Origin of the sequence: Arachidicoccus sp. BS20 (assembly GCF_001659705.1) — a bacterium.
Lineage (GTDB): Bacteria > Bacteroidota > Bacteroidia > Chitinophagales > Chitinophagaceae > Arachidicoccus.
On record NZ_CP015971.1, the window covers coordinates 1377486 to 1397434 of the forward strand.

A 19949-nucleotide genomic window follows, 5' to 3' on the forward strand; every position below is an offset into this window, starting at 1 on the left:
CCTAACCTCTTTTTATTCAATTATTCAATATGCCTTTAATCAAGAGTATATCGGGAATTCGCGGCACTATCGGCGGAGAACCGGGCGTAACTTTAAGTCCTTTAGACATTGTAAAATTCACAGCCGCTTACGGTACGTGGATTAAAAAAAATTCTCCTGAAAACGCAAAAATAGTGGTCGGTCGCGACGGAAGAATCAGCGGGGAAATGGTACAAAGATTGGTAGTTTCAACCCTGAACGCAATCGGGTTAGATGTGATTGATTTAGGCTTAAGCACTACTCCCACTGTTGAAATGGGTGTCGTAATCGAAGAAGCCGCAGGAGGCATTATTTTAACGGCAAGCCACAATCCAAAAGAATGGAACGCATTGAAACTGCTGAACGCCGACGGCGAATTTATAAGCGCGGAAGCGGGAAAAGAAATTCTGGAAACAGTAGAAAATGAAGCTTTTAATTTTGTTCCGGTGGACAAGCTCGGCAGCTACGCCATTAACGAAACCATTCTTTCCAAACACATTGACGCCGTCGTAAAATATCCTTTGGTTAAACCTGAAGCTATCAAAGAGAAAAAGTTCAAAATCGTAGTTGATGCTATCAACAGCACGGGTGCAATTGCCGTTCCCGAACTGCTGAAAGCGCTTGGCGTGGAAGAAAACGACATCATCGTTTTAAATGAAGAAGTGAACGGAAAGTTTGCCCACAACCCGGAACCTTTGCCCGAACACCTGAACGAGCTTTGCAATGAAGTAAAAAAGAAAGGCGCAGATTTGGGCATTGCCGTTGACCCTGATGTGGACAGGCTTTGCTTCGTGTGTGAAGACGGAACGTTATTCGGCGAAGAATACACGTTGGTTGCCATTGCCGGTTATGTGCTGCAACACAAAAAAGGCAATACCGTCAGCAATATGTCGTCCACGCGCGCGCTGCGCGATGTTACGGAAAAAGCAGGCGGCGAATATTTCCCCAGCGCTGTAGGCGAAGTAAATGTCGTAACCAAAATGAAAGCCGTAAACGCCGTTATCGGCGGCGAAGGCAACGGCGGCGTGATTGTTCCCGATTTGCATTACGGTCGTGATGCGCTCATTGGCATCGCGCTGTTTTTATCATTATTATCAGAATGTAAAAAAGGCGTAAGACAATTGCGCAGCCAATATCCCAACTACTTTATTTCAAAAAATAAAATCGAGCTGGAAAGCGGCATTGACGTAAAGAAAATATTTACCCAGATTCAAAAGAAATACAAGAAAAATCCCATCAATACGGAAGACGGATTAAAGATTGAGTTCGATACCGACTGGGTGCATTTGCGCACGAGCAACACCGAACCGATTATCCGTATTTATGCGGAAAGCTCCTCTCCCACTACGGCAGACAATATTGCAAAACGCATCATTCAGGATATTAAAGAAGTGATGTGATTGCTAAAATTATTATACGGTAATTTTAATAGAATAGTAAGTATTACTTTTGCAAATCATTTTTTAGTGTATAACTTTTGTTATACACTTTTTTATTGTAATACACTAATTAATTAAGGAACCCGGTTATGAACAAAAGAATTTATTTCGACAATGCAGCCACTACTTCGCTCGACAAGGAAGTGCTGGATGCAATGATGCCTTATCTTACCACGCATTTCGGCAACCCTTCTTCGATATACAGCTACGGGCGCGAAACAAGACTTGCCGTTGAAAACGCGCGCAAAACAGTAGCCGGAATATTAGGCGTACATCCTGCGGAAATATTTTTCACAAGCGGCGGTACCGAAAGCAGCAACACCGCAATCACCGCATCGGTGCGCGACTTGGGCTGTAAGCACATCATCACTTCCCCTATTGAGCATCATGCTACTTTGCATACCGTTGAACATTTGCACCAAACAGGCGAAGCAAAACTCAGTTATGTAAAAGTATTGCCGAACGGACATATCGATTATAACGATTTGGAAAATTTACTGGCAAACAGTGAAGCAAAAACATTAGTAACATTGCTGCACGCCAACAACGAAATCGGCAATCTTTTAAGTATTAAAAAAGTAGGCGGGCTTTGCGAAAAATACAATGCCGTTTTCCATTGCGATACCGTACAAACCGTAGGGCACTATCCCATTAATTTGAAAGAATTGTACGTGCATTTTATTTCTGCCGCAGGGCATAAATTTCACGGACCGAAAGGCATCGGTGTTTTGTATGTCAATGAGAACGTGAAAATAAAGCCACTCATCAACGGCGGCGCGCAGGAAAGAAATATGCGTGCCGGAACCGAAAATTTATACGGCATTGTGGGCTTTGCCAAAGCCTTACAAATTGCTGCCGGTAATTACGAAAAAGACAGCGCCTACATTGCCGATTTGAAAAAATATATGCACGATAAATTGGTTGCCGAAATACCGGGCGTGGTTTTCAACGGCGATGCTTTGGGCAAAAGCTTATATACAGTGTTGAATGTAGGCTTTCCCAAAACAGAGAAAAGCGAGATGATTTTGTACAATCTTGACATTAACGGCATTTGCGTTTCGGGCGGAAGCGCGTGTACAAGCGGCGCCAACCAGGGCTCTCACGTAATCTCAGCTATCAAACCCGATTCGGATGAAGTTGCCGTTCGGTTCTCTTTTTCCAAACACAACACCAAAGAAGAAGTGGACGAAGTGGTAGCAAAGCTGAAAGAAATTATATAATCTTTTTTTAGTTTGTCTATGATGTTTCATTAATGCGAAACATCATAGACAAAACCAATAAATTGATAGACAAATACTATTCTCCCCTACTGTTGTATTTGTTAGTTTTGCCACGCTAAGAATTCAATCTAATCATTTAAATGTATAACAACTATGAGTAACAGAGTCTTATCTATCGGCGAAAAGTTTCCGCAATTCAACAAAAAAGCTGCCGTTTCTATCGAAAAAGGAAAAGAATTTATCGATGTGAGCAACGAAACCATTGACGGAAAATGGACAGTATTGTTTTGGTGGCCCAAAGATTTCACTTTCGTTTGTCCTACGGAAATTGCCGAGTTCAACAGAAATTTTGAAGAATTCAGCGACCGTGATACCCTATTAATCGGTGCATCTACCGATTCAGAATTTGTACACGCTGCCTGGCGCCGCGACCACAAAGATTTGAGAGACCTTAAATTCCCAATGTTGGCAGATACCTCCAAATCGCTCGCTGAAGAATTGGGCATTCTGGATGCAAACGAAAAAATTGCTTACCGCGCTACCTTCATCATCGACAATGAAGGAATCATCCGTTGGGTAAGTGTAAATGACTTAAACGTAGGTCGCAACGTTCAGGAAGTTATCCGCGTATTGGATGCGCTGCAAACCGACGAGCTATGCCCATGCAACTGGAACAAAGGCGAAGAAACTTTGACTACGCAATTGGCAGCAGAGCTTAACTAAAAAGAGTTTTCATGGTTTAGAGTTTTTATTACAAATAAGGCAGGTGTAAAAGCCTGCTTTTTAATTTTAAAGTAAATTTTATGAATACAGTTATAGAAAATGAAACATACAGCAATCTTTTATCATTATTAAAAATAGAAAATTACACGCCCTCTCCTGCTGCGGCTACATTGCTTAGTACCAATGCACGTTATATCAAAGATTTAAAAATTAACGTGAGCAATGTGCTGAATAATTCGCAAACCCTGAATAAGAAAGAAGCTTTACTCCTTGCTTATTCCATAGCAGTAAACGAAAAGTTTCCTTTGCTGCGCGAAAGTCTTGCAACGCTCGCAACCGAAGCTGGCGCAACACAGGAAGAACTGGCAGAAGTTGTAAGTATAACCTCTCTAATGAATGTAAACAATGTGTTCTATCGTTTCCGTCATTTTTTGGAAAAAGATTTTTACAATAATCAGCCCGCAGGTATCAAAATGTCTGTCATGGTAAATCCTGTTTTGGGTAAAGAATTATTTGAGCTGATAAGTCTTGTGGTATCATCTGTCAATGGCTGCGAAATGTGCGTAAAATCTCACGAAGCAAAACTGATTGGTACAGGCACAACAGAAAACAAAATTTTTGAAGCGGTTAAGTTAGGCGCAGTCATTAAAGGATTAATTACCATTTTGGCGGCATAATTTTTCTTTCCCGTAAAAATGAAAGGCGCATTCACAACCGGAATGCGCCTTTTCTTATGATACTTACTAAACACAGCCACATTATTTTTTCGCCGTTTTTTTCTCTGCAACTTCCTCCGGCAATTCGTCCTCATCATTATCTTCTTCGTCTGAGACAGCAGGACTTACCTGCTCATTTAACTTCGCTCTTATTTTCCCTTCTATTTCATTTGACAGTTCCGGATTATCCATCAATAATTGTTTTACGGCATCACGTCCTTGTCCCAACTTACTTCCATTGTAGCTGAACCAGCTTCCGCTTTTTCCTACAATTCCCAGTTCAACGCCCATATCGATAATTTCCCCAATTTTGCTGATGCCCTGTCCGAAGATAATATCAAACTCCGTAGCGCGGAATGGCGGCGCTACTTTGTTCTTTACTACTTTTACCTTAACGCGGTTCCCGATGGCAGCATCGCCGTCTTTAATCTGTGCCGAGCGTCGAATATCCAGACGAACAGAAGCGTAAAACTTCAATGCATTACCACCGGTTGTGGTTTCGGGGTTGCCGAACATTACGCCTATTTTTTCACGAAGCTGGTTGATGAAGATGCAAATAGTATTTGTTTTACTGATCGTTGCCGTAAGCTTACGCAACGCCTGGCTCATCAGCCGCGCCTGCAAGCCCATTTTACTGTCGCCCATTTCGCCTTCCAACTCGCCTTTCGGAACAAGCGCCGCAACGGAATCTATTACAACAACATCCAGCGCGCCGGACAAAATCAACCTATCGGCAATTTCCAAAGCCTGCTCGCCATAGTCGGGCTGCGAAATCAAAAGACTGTCCACATCCACGCCCAGCTTTTGCGCATAACTGCTGTCAAATGCATGTTCCGCATCTATAATCGCACACATTCCTCCTTTCTTTTGCGCTTCGGCAATTACGTGTGTCGCCAGCGTAGTTTTTCCCGAAGATTCAGGTCCGTAAATTTCAATAACTCTTCCTCTCGGCAAGCCGCCGATTCCCAACGCGGTATCCAAACCGATGGAACCTGTGGAAATAGCTTCAATTACACGATTTGGTTTTTCGTTCATCATCATTACGCTCCCCTTGCCAAAGTCCTTATCAATCTTGTCAATGGTCAACCGTAACGCTTTTAATTTTTCGAGATTTGCTGTGCTCATTTGTATATAAGATTAAATGTTACTTGTTCGATTCATCAAAAGTAAATAATTATTCTGAATAACAAACTAATTTTTTTAGTATTTTTTTGATAAATAAATTAGTGGATAAAAATTTGCCCTAAAAATTTTTTTATAAAAAATATTTCTTTAATTACTAAAATAATTAGTACCTTGCAACTAATTCAGTTAGCACACAAAAAATATTTTTATGAGTTACGCAGGAAAAAATTTACGCTATTTAAGAAAATTACGCGGCTGGACGCAGGAGCAATTTGCCAACAAAATCAACATCAAACGCTCCCTGCTCGGAGCATACGAAGAAGAACGTGCGGAACCCCGCATCGAAATTCTGGAAACGGTATGCCGGCTTTTTAAACTGAGCATGGACGATATGCTGCTGAAAGATTTGGAAGTTCCCAAAGGCGGCGGCTCGTATATCGACAAAAGACGCGCCATGAAAATGACCGCGTCCGCATCAGCCGACATTCTTTTTGTGCCGGTTAAAGCAGCGGCAGGCTATCTGGCAGGCTATGCAGATACGGAATTTCTGGACGAACTGAACACATTTACCTTACCCATGCTCGCACCCGGATATTACCGCGCTTTTGAAATTGTGGGCGACAGTATGCTTCCCACGCCGAGCGGCAGCGTGATTGTGGGCGAAAAAGTAGAAAACTTTGACGATGTAAAAAATAACAATGCCTACATCGTAGTTTCGCGAAGCAATGGAATAGTGTATAAAAGAATTAATAAAAACAACCGCGCAAAAAACAAAGTGACGCTTGTGAGCGACAATCCGATTTACGAGCCTTATCAAATTGATGAAGAAGATGTATTGGAACTTTGGAAAGCTCAAATGATTATTACCAAAGCTTCCGTTCAAAATCGCTGGGACGTAGGACAACTTGCCGGTATGGTCAATAACCTGCAAGAGCAGGTTGCAACATTATCCAAAAAAATGAATTAATAAAAGAGGCTGTTAAAAAGGTCAGCCTCTTTTTTATTTTGAAATTTGGACATATTTACGCTGCGGAAGCAGAATACTGCCGGCTCTATAAAATGCCCCCATTAGCAGATGAGTTCAAATAATATTTTTTGCTACTTTTAATACAAAGCCTGGTTTCCAACATAGAACAACAGCCTTTTTCTTTAATGTTCTATCAGGAAAGAGAGTTTTAGCGTAACACGATATTCCGAAACTTGTCCGTCAACCACTACCACGCTTTGGTCTTGTACATACGCGGAACGGATATTCTTTACCGTTTTTGACGCTTCCGAAACGGCTTGCTGTGTAGCATCTTCCCAGCTCTTGGAAGAACTTGCCAATACTTCAATTACTTTTAATACTGCCATGATGTTTTTGATTTAGGTTAAAAAATATGGAGCAATATAAAAAATAATCTTTACAACAACAATACAGAATTGATATTGTAACCGTTTTTTATCATCATTTCAAAATTATTTTTTTGTCGTTTTCTTTTCCTGTTGTTTGATTCTTCCTGCATCAATCAATGCCTTATTGAGCAAATATTCTATCTGCCCGTTTACGCTGCGGAATTCATCAGCCGCCCATTTTTCCAATGCTTTATGGGTAGCCATGTCAATACGGATTACAAAATTCTTTTTCTCGTTCACACTGCTCTTTTACAAAAATTACTGATAAAGCGTCCCTGTATTCATCACAGGTGTCGCCCCTTTTTCGCCGCAAAGCACTACCATCAAATTGCTTACCATAGCAGCTTTCTTTTCATCGTCGAGTTCAACAATTTGTCTTTCGGATAATTTGTTCAGCGCCATTTCCACCATGCCGACTGCGCCTTCTACAATTTTTGTACGTGCCGCCACAATCGCCGTTGCTTGTTGTCGTTGCAACATGGCGCCCGCAATTTCCGCCGCATACGCAAGATGACTGATGCGCGCCTCACGAATAATAATGCCCGCAGGCGCAAGCCTGTCCGTCAACTCCTTTTCCAAAATTTCGTTCACTTTCGCGCCGCCTTCACGCAGCGTGATTTCAGCACGCTCATCTTCCAGATTATCATACGCAAAACTTCCCGCAAGCATACGTACAGCAGCTTCACTTTGGGTATTTACATAAGCTGTATAATTTTGTACATCATAAACCGCTTTGTAAGTATCGCCGACCTGCCAAACAATTACAGCGCCTATTTCAATTGGATTACCCATTTTATCATTCACTTTCAATATTTGCGTTTGCAGATTATTCGCACGCAAACTTATACGCTGTGTACTGAACAGAGGATTTACAAAGAATAAACCATTATCCTTTACCGATGCCACATATTTTCCAAAGAAATTAAGCACACGTGAATAATTCGGACTGATAATCATCAAGCCTTTCATAAAGAAAATGGCGACAGCCAAACATAAAAAGCCGATAATTCCAAATACATCATTTACAGGAATTTTTGTAAAACAAATAATGCCCGTAATAAACAGGATAACAGCAATCAATAATGCAAGAAATCCTGACATTGGTTTTATAATCTTTTCCATAGTTGAAAATTTATCTGATATTATTTTGATATCAAAGCTATATTATCAGAATAAATTGAAAAAATATTTTTTCGACAATAAAAGAGACTAAAAAGTCAAGACAGTCTCTTTCTTATTCAGACACATGACGGAATCATAGTGTCGCTTATACAATTCTCTTATAGAGTTCATCAACCTTTTTACATACCCTCTTTAACGTTTTATATGTCATATCATGATATTTTGAACAACAACCTCTATCAAATCTCATAGCGGAAATAACAAATAAACAGACTGCTTAAGCTGTGAGTACAGGCATTTTTTTGCCGTTTTACCATGAGTTTGCAAATCATAGTTGTGTAACCCTTATTAAAAGCGCGACAGGTTATTTAGCTGAAACTTTTTCTTTCACATAGTTTCTGAAATCTTCTTGCGTAGCAAAGCCTTTGTCCAAATCATCGTCCATTTAATCAAGTGCTGCTTGCAATTCGTCAGAAAGTTGAATACCTTCTTCCTCATCAATTTCTACTTTTAGAAATTCATAAAGGCTGATTACACGCATATCTTCAATGTCATCTATAATGTAATGAAGTCTTTCCCGTGCCGTAGCTGCATCTGTTGTTGCTATTGCTGTTATAACAAAAAATTTCCTTCGGTTTTCTTATCCGCGATGAACCATTTTGCTCAACACCGCCGTTAAACTTTCAGTTGACTGTAACGTTTAAAGTAGTTCATATATTAAGGATCAAGTCCGTATTAAGTCCGTATCAAATCCGTATCAGGTGCGTATTATTTCCGTAGATAATTAACAGATGCCTGCAACATACAAGCGATATAAGGAAAGGATACTTTAAAGATTTCTGCATACAGTAGTAAAGCGCGTCTGTACAAATATTTTCTAAAACAAAAAAGAGGCTGACACCCGATTGCCACAGCAGCGGACAGACGCAGCGTATCGGCAGTATGAGCCGCAGGGGCAATCATTATATCAAGTCAATATTGATAGAATGTGCCCGGATGGCTGTGCGCAAAGACCCTGCTCTGTTGTTATTCTATAAGCAGTTATTGCCGGGAATGAATACTAATAAGGCAATTGTAAAAGTGGCGGGGAAATTATTGAACAGGATAAGATATATACCTACCAACGAAAAGGAATAGGTAACGGGTACTCTATCCTGAAAAAAGTATATTTATTAAAATGGAATAAAGGCATATAAAAACGCAGGCAAACCGGGAAGCGCACGAGGCTGTTTGTGGCTGATAATAGAAGACCACTCTTTTTAGTCTGCACCCGGCAACCTGTAAAAAATGATACACGAAATTGCAGCTTGGAATGTCAATGTCTGCTAAGAGAAGATTGTTTTTATAGATGCCTGTAAAAGAATGCACCCATCCGAAGATGAGTGCAATCAGTAATTTTTTGTTATTCTTCTACATGAAACTGGGTTTTCAATATAGAAAACAGCCTCGATTGTTTTATATCTTAATAATCACTTGTATCTCCGCTGCCTTATTTTCGGTTTATTCGCATAATCTTCCAGTTCTTTCACAGCTTCCGGCGATGGATTATTTACAATAGACTTTGCCGCCTGGAACAAAACAAAATAGCCTATAATGCACGCCAGCAGCTCTTTCCAGGAAATCCAATATCCCCACCAACTATAAACGGCAGCGTTTTGCGGATTGGAATTTTCATAAATTACAGTTACTTTTTCATGCTCTTGAAAACTGCGGAAAAGATAATTTGCCTTCGCGCGAAAAGTGTCTTTTCCGTCCAAAGAAAAAACGGCATAAGGCTGTACTTTTTGCGTACTGTCTTTGAGGAAATGAATGGTTGCCGTAGTTGTTTCTCCGTCAAAAAAATCGGGCTTGCGGCTGAATAAAACATACAACCCGAAGATGATGATGAAGAATATAAAAAGGAATTTTATCATGAAAAATAATTTATTCGCTTACACGAAAAATTCTGATAATTTGGAAAATGAATAAAAGTATTATCAAGCACGAAATAATTAATGGAATTAATTTCATCCAAAGAATAGTTCTCATCTTCCAATTTGTAGAAATTCTATAATTAACAATCAGAGATAATAATACGGACAATAAAACTAAAGGAATAAAAATAGAAACATTGAAAGAGAAATTATTTGCTGCATCTCCTTCATGTACACCGAAAAATTGAAACCTATAATAATTGAGGATTAAAGCAATTAATAATGACAATATAGCAACGCCGATTAGGATAATATCAATTATTTGCTTCTTGTTACGTTTATTAATCATTACACATTACTCGTTACTCATTAATAAAACCCCAACTCCAGTTTCGCTTCCTCGCTCATCATTTCTTTATTCCACGGCGGGTCAAAAGTCAGTTGTACGTGCGCGTCTGTAACGCCTTCAAGGTTTTTGATTTTATCCTGCACTTCCATCACAATATCGCCTGCAACAGGACAAGCCGGCGCGGTCAAAGTCATCGTAACAAACACAACATTATCGTCTTTAACTTCTGTACTGTAAATCAAGCCAAGCTCTACAATATTGCACGGAATTTCCGGGTCGTAAACCGTGCGCAAAGCCGCATCAATCCTATCTCTCAAAGGAATTTCGTTGTTCATTTTTCTTTCTGTTCAAGTGTGTAAAATACAATGGCGTAATTTTTTATTTGCTTTACCATCGACAGCAAACCATTGGAGCGCGTAGGCGACAAATGACTGCGCAAACCGATATCATCAATAAAATGCAGGTTCGCATCGATGATTTCTTTCGGCGTGTGATTGGACAAAACGCGCACCACCAAAGCCACCAAACCTTTTGTAATCAAGGCATCGCTGTCCGCCGTGAAATGCAGCAAACCGTCTTTGTAATCTACGTGCAGCCACACTTGCGACTGGCAGCCTTTGATTAAATTTTCCGGTGTTTTATATTGCTCGTCAATCAACGGAAGGTCTTTGCTCATCTGGATAATCATTTCATATTTATCCATCCAGTCCGTCAAAAATTCAAAGTCGTCAATTATTTCTTGTTGCGATTGTTCTATTGTCATGTTATTTTTTCTTTAGTCAAGTAGTCAAAAGTCATTGGTCATTCATTGACTATTTGACTTATTGGCTATTGACTTATTAAATCAAAATTTTCGCCGCTCTTTCAATTCCTTTTACCAACACATCCACTTCTTCTTCCGTATTGTAAAAAGCAAATGATGCACGCACCGTTCCGGGAATGTTAAAAATATCCATCACGGGCTGGCAACAATGATGACCCGTGCGCACGGCAATTCCTTGCTTATCTAACAACTCGCCGGTGTCAAAAGGATGCGCATTTCCCAACAAAAACGAAATAGCGCCTGAACGATTTTTTGCTTCGCCGATGAAACGCATTTGCGGAATGTTTTTCATTTTTTCCAAAGCAAAATTCACCAGCGCATCTTCTGTCGCATGAATTTTTTCAATACCGGTTTCGCTCACATAATCAATCGCCGCGCCGAGTGCAACAGCGCCTGAAATATCGGGCGTTCCCGCTTCAAATTTAAAAGGCAATTCGTTGTAAATCGTCTTTTCAAATGTTACGGTTTTAATCATATCGCCGCCGCCTTGATACGGCGGAATTTTATTCAGCCATTCTTCTTTTCCATACAAAACGCCAATGCCCGTCGGTCCGTAAATTTTGTGTCCCGAAAACACCAAAAAATCCACATCCAGTTTTTGTACAGAAAGTGGAATGTGCTGCACAGCCTGCGCTGCATCGAGCAACACGGGAATATTTTTCGCGTGCGCTTTTGCAATTATTTCTTCCACAGGATTGACTGTTCCGAGCGAATTGGAAACATAAGTTACGGCAACAATCTTCACGGAATCATCCAACAATTTGTCAAACTCATCGAGCAGCAATTCGCCTTTTTCATTGAACGGAATTACTTTGAGATTTGCTTTCTTTTCTTCACAGGCAATTTGCCAAGGCACAATATTGGAATGATGCTCCATTGCGGAAATCAATACGCTGTCACCTTCGTGCAAAAACGTTTTGCTGAAAGAGCTTGCAACGAGATTAATTCCTTCGGTCGTTCCGCGTGTGAAAATAATTTCTTTATCGTCTTTCGCATCTATGAATTTCGCAATTTTCTTACGCGCAATTTCGTATGCTTCCGTCGCTTCCTGACTTAAATGATGCACGCCGCGATGCACGTTGCTATTGTATTCTCGATAATATTTTTCCAATGATTCCAATACTTGTTTCGGCTTTTGCGTAGTTGCCGCATTGTCGAAATACACCAAAGGCAATCCGTAAACTTTTTGTTCAAGTATGGGAAAATCAGCGCGTATATTTTTTATTTCTTGTTGTGATAATATTGATGACATTCTATAAAAGTTTAAGCGCATTAATACGCGCAAAATGTTTTTTGTTTAGCGTTACCAACGTGCAGTCATTGGCAATCGCAGTTGCAGCAATCAGAATATCGGGCATTTCAATCAACTTTCTTTTTGATTTTAATTCCTGAAAAATTTCTACCGCTTTCGATGTTGATACAACATCGAAATTTAAAATAGTAAGTTGTGAAAAAATGAGTTGCCAAAATTCATTTTGTTGTTCATTACTTCCAACTAAAATTTCATATTGTGTAATTGCAGAAACCGCAAAGTTTGAGTGTTGCAAAGAAAGCTGATGAAATAATGTTTTTGATTTGTGTTGCTTTCTATAATAATCAATCAACACTGAAGTATCAATGCAAATCATTTCGTCCGCCATTGATTGAACATTTTTCTGTTTTGTAAAAATGTTTCGTATTGTTCGTCGGACATAGTTGGCCCGTTCAAAAGCAATGTTTGCAAATCATTTTTCTTTTGTGCACTTGCTTTGTTTTTGGAAGAATTTTTCTTTTCCAAAAAACTTTTCAGCTGCACAATTTTACTTTCGGGTAATTGTTTTACCAATTCCACAATTTGTTCATATTTTATATCAACCATAAGTTCCATAAAACAAATTTAATAATACAAAGGTAAACAAAAACCACAGCGAAAATTGCTGTGGTTGAAGTAATGACATAAAAATGAATTTGCTATGCGAAGCGTCCTCGCTTCGCATCTTTATTATATTGCTTCTTAGCGATTGTCGCCATGAGGTGACAGAATAATCGTGTGAAGCGTCGTCGGCTTCACACAGCAGCCAATTATAATTCTTTTTGCGCTTTCTCAATCGTATCTTCAATCAAATGTTCCAGATAACTGCGCAAGGCTTCATTCTTGATTTTTTCCGTTACATCAAACATAAACGCATTGACCAACATACTCTTTGCGCTTTCTTCGCCTACACCGCGCGAACGCAGATAAAATAAGGATTCTTCGTTGAATTGACCAACCGTGCTTCCATGACTGCACTTCACATCATCGGCAAAAATTTCGAGCTGCGGTTTTGAATTAATCACCGCATTCGGACTAAACAACAAATTATTATTCTGCTGGAAAGCATTGGTCTTTTGAGCAGGACGATGCACATAAATTTTTCCGTTGAACACGCCGCGACCGCCATCGAGAATCACACCTTTATACAATTGATTGCTTTCACAGTTCGGATATTTGTGGTCAATTTTTGAATGATTGTCCACCAAATGTTTATCGCCCACGAGATACAATCCGTACAAATGTGTTTCGGTATTTTTCCCGTCTAAAACCACGTTTAAATTATTGCGCACCAAATCTGCCTGTGGCAACGTAATCGTATAATTATCGTAACGGCTGTTTTGCTCCTGTTCCACTTGCGTATGCACAATCCATCTTTCATTGGCATTGCCTCGCTGAAAATGTGCGTGCCTGAAATACGCATTTTCTTCCACGAAAACTTCCGTAAAACTATTTACAAAAACCGTATCCTTGCTTATACAGACAGAAGTTTCAATAATATTACAAGCCGTGCCCTGCGCGAGTTTCACGATATTGCGCGGTTGCAGAAACACATTTTCTTTTTCGGAATAAACATGAATAATCTGCAACGATTTATCCAACTGAAAGTTCTTTTTCAATTCGATAAAATAACCGTCTTCAAAGAAAGCCGTGTTCAATGCAGCAAAAGGAAACTTAGCAACATCAATGGTTTTATTGACAAATTTATCAAAGCCTGCAATATTTTTTACTTCATCAATTGTTTGAATTTTTATATTTTCCGATGAAGGTAAATTTGAAAATTCATGATTGATAACGCCGTTTACCAACACCAACAAATACGCATCCAAATTCGGAATGGTCGCTTTTTCAATTGCTTCCTGAATCGTTGATTGTTCTACTTCATTGCAAGAATGTAAAGCGTAGGATTCGTTCACAAACGGCGTGATATTGGTAAAACGCCATTCTTCATTTTTCGTTGTGGGGAAATTTTGTTGTGCAAACAAATCGAACGCCGCTTTGCGTTTCGCAAGCAACGACGTACTTTCCGTGTGTTCAAACTGAGCATACACCTGACCGAATGATTCCGTCAACGTATCGTACAAATTCTTTTTTTCCATGCGGTCAGTCGTTCTCTGTTTCGTTATGTCTATTTCTTTCAACATTGTCATTCAAAATAATTTAAGAAAGCACTTTATTTTCTTCCTTAATCCAATCGTAACCTTTTTCTTCGAGTTCCAAAGCCAGCTCTTTTCCGCCCGATTTCACGATGCGGCCGTTGTATAATACATGAACAAAATCGGGAACAATGTATTCCAACAATCTTTGATAGTGCGTAATTAAAACAAACGCATTGTCTTTGCTGCGCAACTTATTTACGCCATTCGCAACAATGCGTAACGCATCAATGTCTAACCCCGAATCGGTTTCATCCAAAATGGACAGTTTAGGTTCAAGCATCGCGAGTTGCAAAATTTCGTTACGTTTCTTTTCGCCGCCCGAAAAACCTTCGTTCAAAGAACGATTGACGAGCTTCGCATCAAACTCAACCAACTGTTGTTTTTCTTTGGTTAATTTCAAAAAAGATTTTGCATCCAACGGTTCAAGTCCTCGATATGTGCGGATTTCATTCAATGCCGTTTTCAAAAAATTGATATTCGACACGCCCGGAATTTCAACAGGATATTGAAACGCAAGAAACACGCCTTCACGTGCACGGTCTTCGGGCGAAAGTTCCAACAAATCTTTTCCGTCCAACGTAGCCGAACCTTCTGTAACTGTATAGTTTTCGCGTCCTGCCAACACTGAAGCCAATGAACTTTTTCCCGAACCGTTCGGTCCCATAATCGCATGAACTTCGCCTGCATTCACTTCCAAATTAATGCCTTTCAAAATCTGCTTGTCTTCAACCGAAGCGTGTAAATTTTTTATTGATAACATATTTTACTAAATACTCTTTATAAATTATAATGCCCTTTTAACGATAAAATAGATAAAACCGAATCTTCTACTTTATAAATAATGTGATAAATCAATCTGTCTTCCTTTGTAATTCTTCTCGACCAAAATCCTGAAAGATTTTCTTTTAATGCTTCGGGTTTTCCGATTCCTTCATATGGATGAATCAAAATATCTTCAATCAATTCCGAAATCTTTTTCTGAACTTTTTTATTACCCGATTTCTTCCAAAAGTCAAGGTCTTGCTTTGCTTTACTGGAATAAATTATTTCCATAAATCTTCCAAAGCAATTTTAATTCCGCGACCTTCTTCAATTTCCTTTTGTCCTTCTAAAATCTTCCGGACAAATTCAGGATTATAACCTTTTTCTTTTTTCGTTTCAAACTTGATATTCAACGCTTTCATAAAAGCCTTTACAGCTTTTGATTGCTCCTGATTTTCGGTATGAATTAATATTGTTTCCATAACAAAAGAATTTTCAAATTATCCAACACTTCCTTCCAGCGTCAAGCTCAACAATTTCTGCGCTTCCACCGCAAACTCCATCGGCAGTTGATTCAACACTTCGCGTGCATAACCGTTTACAATCATTCCCACGGCTTGTTCTGTATCGATGCCGCGCTGGTTGAGATAAAAAATCTGGTCTTCGCCTATTTTTGAAGTCGTCGCTTCATGCTCAACGGTTGCCGTATTATTTTTCGATTCGATATACGGAAAAGTATGTGCGCCGCACAAATCGCCAATCAGCAAAGAATCGCATTGCGTAAAGTTGCGCGCGTTCTCGGCTTTGCTTCCAACCTGCACCAAACCGCGATAACTGTTTTGCCCGAAACCCGCGGAAATGCCTTTGGAAATAATGCGGCTGCGCGTATTTTTTCCTAAATGATAAATCTTTGTTCCCGTATCTGCAACCTGATGATTTTTGGTAACGGCAACGGAATAAAATTCACCTACGGAATTATCGCCCTGCAAAATTACGCTCGGATATTTCCATGTAATCGCAGAACCTGTTTCCACTTGCGTCCACGAAATTTTGGAATTTACACCGCGACACGCGCCGCGCTTTGTTACAAAATTATAAATGCCGCCTTTGCCGTCTTTATCGCCGGGATACCAATTCTGAACTGTTGAATATTTTATTTCCGCATTGTCCAACGCAATCAATTCCACAACTGCCGCGTGCAACTGGTTTTCGTCGCGGCGCGGCGCCGTGCAACCTTCGAGATAACTTACATACGCGCCTTCATCGGCGATGATTAACGTGCGTTCAAACTGTCCTGTATTTTCCGTATTAATTCTGAAATAAGTGGACAATTCCATTGGGCAACGAACGCCTTTAGGAACATACACAAACGAACCGTCGGAAAAAACCGCAGCATTTAAAGAACTGAATTTATTGTCTGACGACGGAACAACGGAGCCTAAATATTTTTTTACCAAATCGGGATGCTCTCTCACAGCTTCGCTGATGGAACAGAAAATAATTCCCAATTTGCTCAATTCTTCTTTGTAAGTTGTCGCAACCGAAACGCTGTCGAAAACCGCGTCCACAGCCACTTTCGGCAGATTTGTTTCTTCAACGCCTGCCAATATTTTTTGTTCGCTCAAAGGAATGCCGAGCTTCGCAAATGTTTCGAGCAATTCAGGATCAACTTCATCAAGACTTTCCAGTTTCTTTTTATTTTTCGGCGCAGCATAATAAGAAATTCCCTGAATATTTACTTCGGGCATTTCAAAATTTTGCCATGTTGGAAACGCTTGCTTTTGAAAAGTGTGTAATGCTTTCAAACGCCATTCGAGCAACCATTCCGGCTCGTTTTTTTTCGTAGAAATAAACCGTACAACTTCATCGTTCAGCCCTGCGGGAATAATGTCCATTTCAATATCTGTCGTAAAGCCGTATTCGTATTCCTGCGTGGAAATGCGGTCTAAAATATCTTCGTCTTTTTCTTTTATATTCGGCATAAAAAATAAGTCAAAATAATTTTTAAATAATTAAAGAGATTGCCGCGCTTGCTCCTCACTCGCAATGACGTGCAAAGGTCTTCCGTCATTTCAATCACTCTCAATTTTATCATTCTGCCAATCATGTCAATCAGCAAAATCATTCAAATCATGGTTTATACTGCAAAACTTTCGCCGCAACTGCACGTGCGTGTAGCATTCGGATTGTTGAAAAATAATCCTTTGCTGTTCAGTCCGCCGGTGTAATCCAACTCTGTTCCGAACAAATAAAGCAAACTTTTTTTGTCCACTAAAACCGTGATGCCTTTATCGGTAAAAACTTCGTCGTCCGGTCGCTTTTCGGAATCGAAATCTAACTGATATTCCAAGCCCGAACAACCGCCGCCGCGCACGCCTACACGCACAAATTTTTCTTTGCCCGAAGGCACGTCTTTCATCAGGTTTTCAATATATGTTTTTGCTGATTCTGAAACGGTAATCATGATTCACAATTTTTTATTTTCAAAACGGGAACTTACGTCCCAGTTTGATTTGCGAAGTTACGAACAGAAATCTACATTATTAAATTCCGCCTCTTAAAATAAAAAGATTTGATATTCGTATGACAAATAAATTCCATCTATCAGAAGATAGACAAAAAACAATCTTTTGCGATTGACAACAAAAGGTTCTTAATATAAGTTCCGTGTGCTTAAAATTTTAAATAATCACACTTCTTCGCCGCGTGGATATACTCTTTTCAGGTTCATATTACGCGAAGGCGAAACAATCAGTGGAAATTTCTCTACATGCACATAACTTGGGTCTAAACCAAAACCACGCTCTTCACTCAGACTGATGCGTTTAAGCCAAAAATAACAACGCATTATCAACTTTTCGGAAAAAGGCAGTTCATTGTCGGTAGAAAGGAATTTTTCCAAAACGATGAACCGGAAATCGCCTGCTACATTACTTCTCTCCAAGCTGTCATAACGGCTTGTAATATTCACTTCTTTATTTGCATATAATTCTTCTACTACACGCTTCATCATCAGTTGAATTTTTTGTTCTACGCGAAAGCCAAGCCTGAATTCAACACGAATAATATCATTCGGAATAATATGCTCTACAGAAAATTCTGTTGTATAAGGGTCGTCCAAAATATCTACATGAACGAACCAATAAATATCTGCGCGCTTCGGTTTCCGGTTAAGAATGGAATAAATGATTTTGTGCTCTATTTCTTTCGGATTATTCGCGCTGGTCATATACACCAAATGCGTGGAATACATAGGAATCGATTTATCGTTGCTCAATTCCTGAATCATGGGGATATAATGTTCCAAACGAACAAATTCCACGTAGCGGTTTTTGATTTTCCGGCTTCTGTACCAGATATACATCACGCCGAACAATATGCCGCCAACGATAATGGCTACATAACCACCATGCGGAAATTTATTAAGATTAGCTCCGAGAAAAGAAAATTCAATAAGCAGGTAAACAAATAAATACAGAACAACCCAGCGTTTCTTAGAACGGCGTCCAATCAAATAATTAGCAAACAAAATAGAAGTACTAATCATACACAGCGTGATTGCCAAGCCGTAAGCCGCTTCCATTTTATCGGAGCTTCTGAAATGCAATACAATACACAAACACCCTACCCACAACAATGTGTTGATTCCCGGAATAAAAACCTGCCCTTTTTCTTCCGTCGGATATTTAATTTTCATTTTGGGCCAAAGATTCAACCGGATGGCTTCCGAAATCAGGGTAAATGACCCGGAAATCAATGCCTGTGATGCAATTACGGCTGCCCCCGTCGCTATAAATATTCCAAAAATCCTGAAGCTTTGCGGCATCATGGCGTAGAACGGATTTTGCGACAAATCAAGCGTGCCTGCACTATGCTGCTTCAGCAACCACGCACCTTGTCCCAAATAATTTATAATCAGGCAAATTTTCACAAAAACCCATGTCCAGTAGATGTTTTTTCTGCCCGCATGCCCCAAATCGGAATACAGGGCTTCCGCTCCCGTCGTACACAGAAACACCGCGCCTAATAACCAAAAACCACTCGGATAATCTATTATCAAACGAACCGCATAATATGGATTGAATGCTTTAAAAATAGAAACGCTATCCACCAGGTGCATACTTCCAATGACAGCCATCATCAGGAACCAGGTAATCATTCCGGGACCAAACAATTTCCCGATATAATCTGTTCCGAACTGCTGCACAAAAAATAACATGCTGATAATAGTAATGGCAATAATCATTATCGGCGCAGGATCGTTTTCCGGCAAAAAGCGGTGTAAATACGGGATTTGCCGCAAGCCTTCAATAGCCGATGTTACTGTAATCGGCGGCGTAATAATACCATCTGCCAAAAGCGCTGCACCACCTATCATGGCAGGTACAACAAGCCACTTCCGCTGCCGGCGTACCAAAGCGTACAAACTGAAAATACCACCTTCTCCCCTGTTATCTGCACGCAAAGTAAGCACCACGTATTTAATAGTCGTTTGCAAGGTAAGCGTCCAGATAACGCAGGAAATCCCGCCAACGATTAACTCTTCAAACCTTCCGGGAATAGAATCGCGCGTAATAGCACTCAAAACGTATAATGGCGAAGTTCCAATGTCTCCATAAATAATACCTAAAGCAATTACAAGACTTGCAAGAGATACTCGGTTGATATTTATTTTACTCACACTTGAAGTAATTAGTGAAACAAATGTTTTCGATTTACTCAAAAATAATATCCAAAACAATCAAATATCTATCAAAAACAGACAGCGAAAATAGCAGATAAAATAATTACATCCGTTAGTGAACGGCTAATTATTTTAGCCGTCAATAATGATTTGAACGTGTTTTCTACATCAGCTATATTTGCCGAACAATAAGCTATAACAACATCATAC

At 39.8% G+C, this 19949-nt stretch carries 23 protein-coding genes; 6 read left to right on the forward strand and 17 right to left on the reverse strand.

The annotated features are described in order from the left end of the window. Positions 1-29 precede the first annotated feature (29 nt). The 4 genes from glmM (at position 30) to A9P82_RS06120 (ending at position 4077) form a co-directional block, all read left to right on the forward strand. Positions 30-1418 carry a phosphoglucosamine mutase gene (gene glmM, locus A9P82_RS06105; RefSeq protein ID WP_066205414.1) on the forward strand — a complete coding sequence of 463 codons (1389 nt, stop codon included), beginning with the start codon at positions 30-32 and terminating at the stop codon, positions 1416-1418. 128 nt (positions 1419-1546) lie between these two features. After that, positions 1547-2677 (forward strand): cysteine desulfurase family protein, encoded by a 1131-nt coding sequence (locus tag A9P82_RS06110; RefSeq protein ID WP_066205417.1) that lies wholly within the window; start codon positions 1547-1549, stop codon positions 2675-2677. Between the two features lie 153 nt (positions 2678-2830). Then, positions 2831-3400, forward strand: a complete 570-nt coding sequence (locus A9P82_RS06115; RefSeq protein ID WP_066205420.1) for a peroxiredoxin — start codon at positions 2831-2833, stop codon at positions 3398-3400. A gap of 80 nt (positions 3401-3480) precedes the next feature. Continuing rightward, complete coding sequence (locus A9P82_RS06120; protein WP_066205422.1) at positions 3481-4077, forward strand: carboxymuconolactone decarboxylase family protein; 597 nt, start codon at positions 3481-3483, stop codon at positions 4075-4077. Positions 4078-4158: 81 nt separating this feature from the next. Here the strand turns inward: A9P82_RS06120 and recA are convergent, their stop codons facing one another. Further along, positions 4159-5241, reverse strand: a complete 1083-nt coding sequence (gene recA, locus A9P82_RS06125; RefSeq protein ID WP_066205424.1) for a recombinase RecA — start codon at positions 5239-5241, stop codon at positions 4159-4161. Positions 5242-5449: 208 nt separating this feature from the next. Between recA and A9P82_RS06130 the strand changes: the two genes are divergently transcribed. Further along, positions 5450-6208, forward strand: coding sequence for an XRE family transcriptional regulator (locus tag A9P82_RS06130; protein ID WP_066205427.1), 759 nt, complete (start codon positions 5450-5452; stop codon positions 6206-6208). Positions 6209-6390: 182 nt separating this feature from the next. Here the strand turns inward: A9P82_RS06130 and A9P82_RS06135 are convergent, their stop codons facing one another. The 3 genes from A9P82_RS06135 to A9P82_RS06145 all read right to left on the reverse strand — a co-directional run bounded on the left by A9P82_RS06135 (position 6391) and on the right by A9P82_RS06145 (position 7758). Beyond that, a complete protein-coding gene (locus A9P82_RS06135) occupies positions 6391-6594 on the reverse strand; it encodes a dodecin family protein (RefSeq protein ID WP_066205429.1) in 204 nt (67 codons plus the stop codon). A gap of 105 nt (positions 6595-6699) precedes the next feature. After that, entirely contained in the window at positions 6700-6840 is a 141-nt protein-coding gene (locus A9P82_RS06140) for a hypothetical protein (protein WP_231891215.1), read from the reverse strand. 54 nt (positions 6841-6894) lie between these two features. After that, entirely contained in the window at positions 6895-7758 is an 864-nt protein-coding gene (locus A9P82_RS06145) for an SPFH domain-containing protein (RefSeq protein WP_066205433.1), read from the reverse strand. An 894-nt stretch (positions 7759-8652) separates the two neighbouring features. On the opposite strand from A9P82_RS06145, the gene A9P82_RS15855 reads away from it, so the two are divergent. Next, entirely contained in the window at positions 8653-8895 is a 243-nt protein-coding gene (locus tag A9P82_RS15855; protein WP_369815751.1) for a transposase, read from the forward strand. 332 nt (positions 8896-9227) lie between these two features. Here the strand turns inward: A9P82_RS15855 and A9P82_RS06155 are convergent, their stop codons facing one another. The 13 genes from A9P82_RS06155 to A9P82_RS06225 form a co-directional block, all read right to left on the reverse strand. Continuing rightward, positions 9228-9671 carry a hypothetical protein gene (locus tag A9P82_RS06155; protein ID WP_066205440.1) on the reverse strand — a complete coding sequence of 148 codons (444 nt, stop codon included), beginning with the start codon at positions 9669-9671 and terminating at the stop codon, positions 9228-9230. A 369-nt stretch (positions 9672-10040) separates the two neighbouring features. Next, positions 10041-10355, reverse strand: coding sequence for an iron-sulfur cluster assembly protein (locus tag A9P82_RS06165; protein WP_066205443.1), 315 nt, complete (start codon positions 10353-10355; stop codon positions 10041-10043). Continuing rightward, a complete protein-coding gene (locus A9P82_RS06170) occupies positions 10352-10783 on the reverse strand; it encodes a SufE family protein (RefSeq protein ID WP_066205446.1) in 432 nt (143 codons plus the stop codon). Before A9P82_RS06170 ends, A9P82_RS06165 begins: the two co-directional genes overlap by 4 nt. Positions 10784-10859: 76 nt before the next feature. Next, positions 10860-12095 (reverse strand): aminotransferase class V-fold PLP-dependent enzyme, encoded by a 1236-nt coding sequence (locus tag A9P82_RS06175; RefSeq protein ID WP_066205449.1) that lies wholly within the window; start codon positions 12093-12095, stop codon positions 10860-10862. A 1-nt stretch (position 12096) separates the two neighbouring features. Then, positions 12097-12483: a type II toxin-antitoxin system VapC family toxin gene (locus A9P82_RS06180; RefSeq protein WP_066205457.1), complete on the reverse strand. Its 387-nt coding sequence runs from the start codon at positions 12481-12483 to the stop codon at positions 12097-12099. Further along, positions 12468-12710, reverse strand: coding sequence for a hypothetical protein (locus A9P82_RS06185; RefSeq protein WP_156522615.1), 243 nt, complete (start codon positions 12708-12710; stop codon positions 12468-12470). Before A9P82_RS06185 ends, A9P82_RS06180 begins: the two co-directional genes overlap by 16 nt. A 194-nt stretch (positions 12711-12904) precedes the next feature. Next, positions 12905-14278 carry a Fe-S cluster assembly protein SufD gene (gene sufD, locus A9P82_RS06195; RefSeq protein WP_231891216.1) on the reverse strand — a complete coding sequence of 458 codons (1374 nt, stop codon included), beginning with the start codon at positions 14276-14278 and terminating at the stop codon, positions 12905-12907. A 16-nt stretch (positions 14279-14294) separates the two neighbouring features. Further along, positions 14295-15053, reverse strand: coding sequence for a Fe-S cluster assembly ATPase SufC (gene sufC, locus A9P82_RS06200; protein WP_066205471.1), 759 nt, complete (start codon positions 15051-15053; stop codon positions 14295-14297). Positions 15054-15070: 17 nt separating this feature from the next. Continuing rightward, positions 15071-15346 (reverse strand): Txe/YoeB family addiction module toxin, encoded by a 276-nt coding sequence (locus A9P82_RS06205; protein ID WP_066205476.1) that lies wholly within the window; start codon positions 15344-15346, stop codon positions 15071-15073. Continuing rightward, the gene (locus A9P82_RS06210) at positions 15337-15537 is read right to left on the reverse strand and encodes a DUF2683 family protein (protein WP_066205478.1); all 201 of its coding nucleotides are present in this window, start codon (positions 15535-15537) and stop codon (positions 15337-15339) included. The genes A9P82_RS06205 and A9P82_RS06210 overlap by 10 nt, the downstream gene beginning before the upstream one ends. An 18-nt stretch (positions 15538-15555) precedes the next feature. After that, on the reverse strand, positions 15556-17037 hold the full coding sequence (gene sufB / locus A9P82_RS06215) for a Fe-S cluster assembly protein SufB (RefSeq protein WP_066205480.1): 1482 nt from the start codon (positions 17035-17037) through the stop codon (positions 15556-15558). A gap of 155 nt (positions 17038-17192) precedes the next feature. Further along, on the reverse strand, positions 17193-17519 hold the full coding sequence (locus A9P82_RS06220) for a HesB/IscA family protein (protein ID WP_066205482.1): 327 nt from the start codon (positions 17517-17519) through the stop codon (positions 17193-17195). A gap of 225 nt (positions 17520-17744) precedes the next feature. Beyond that, a complete protein-coding gene (locus A9P82_RS06225) occupies positions 17745-19736 on the reverse strand; it encodes a KUP/HAK/KT family potassium transporter (RefSeq protein ID WP_066205484.1) in 1992 nt (663 codons plus the stop codon). Positions 19737-19949 lie beyond the last annotated feature (213 nt).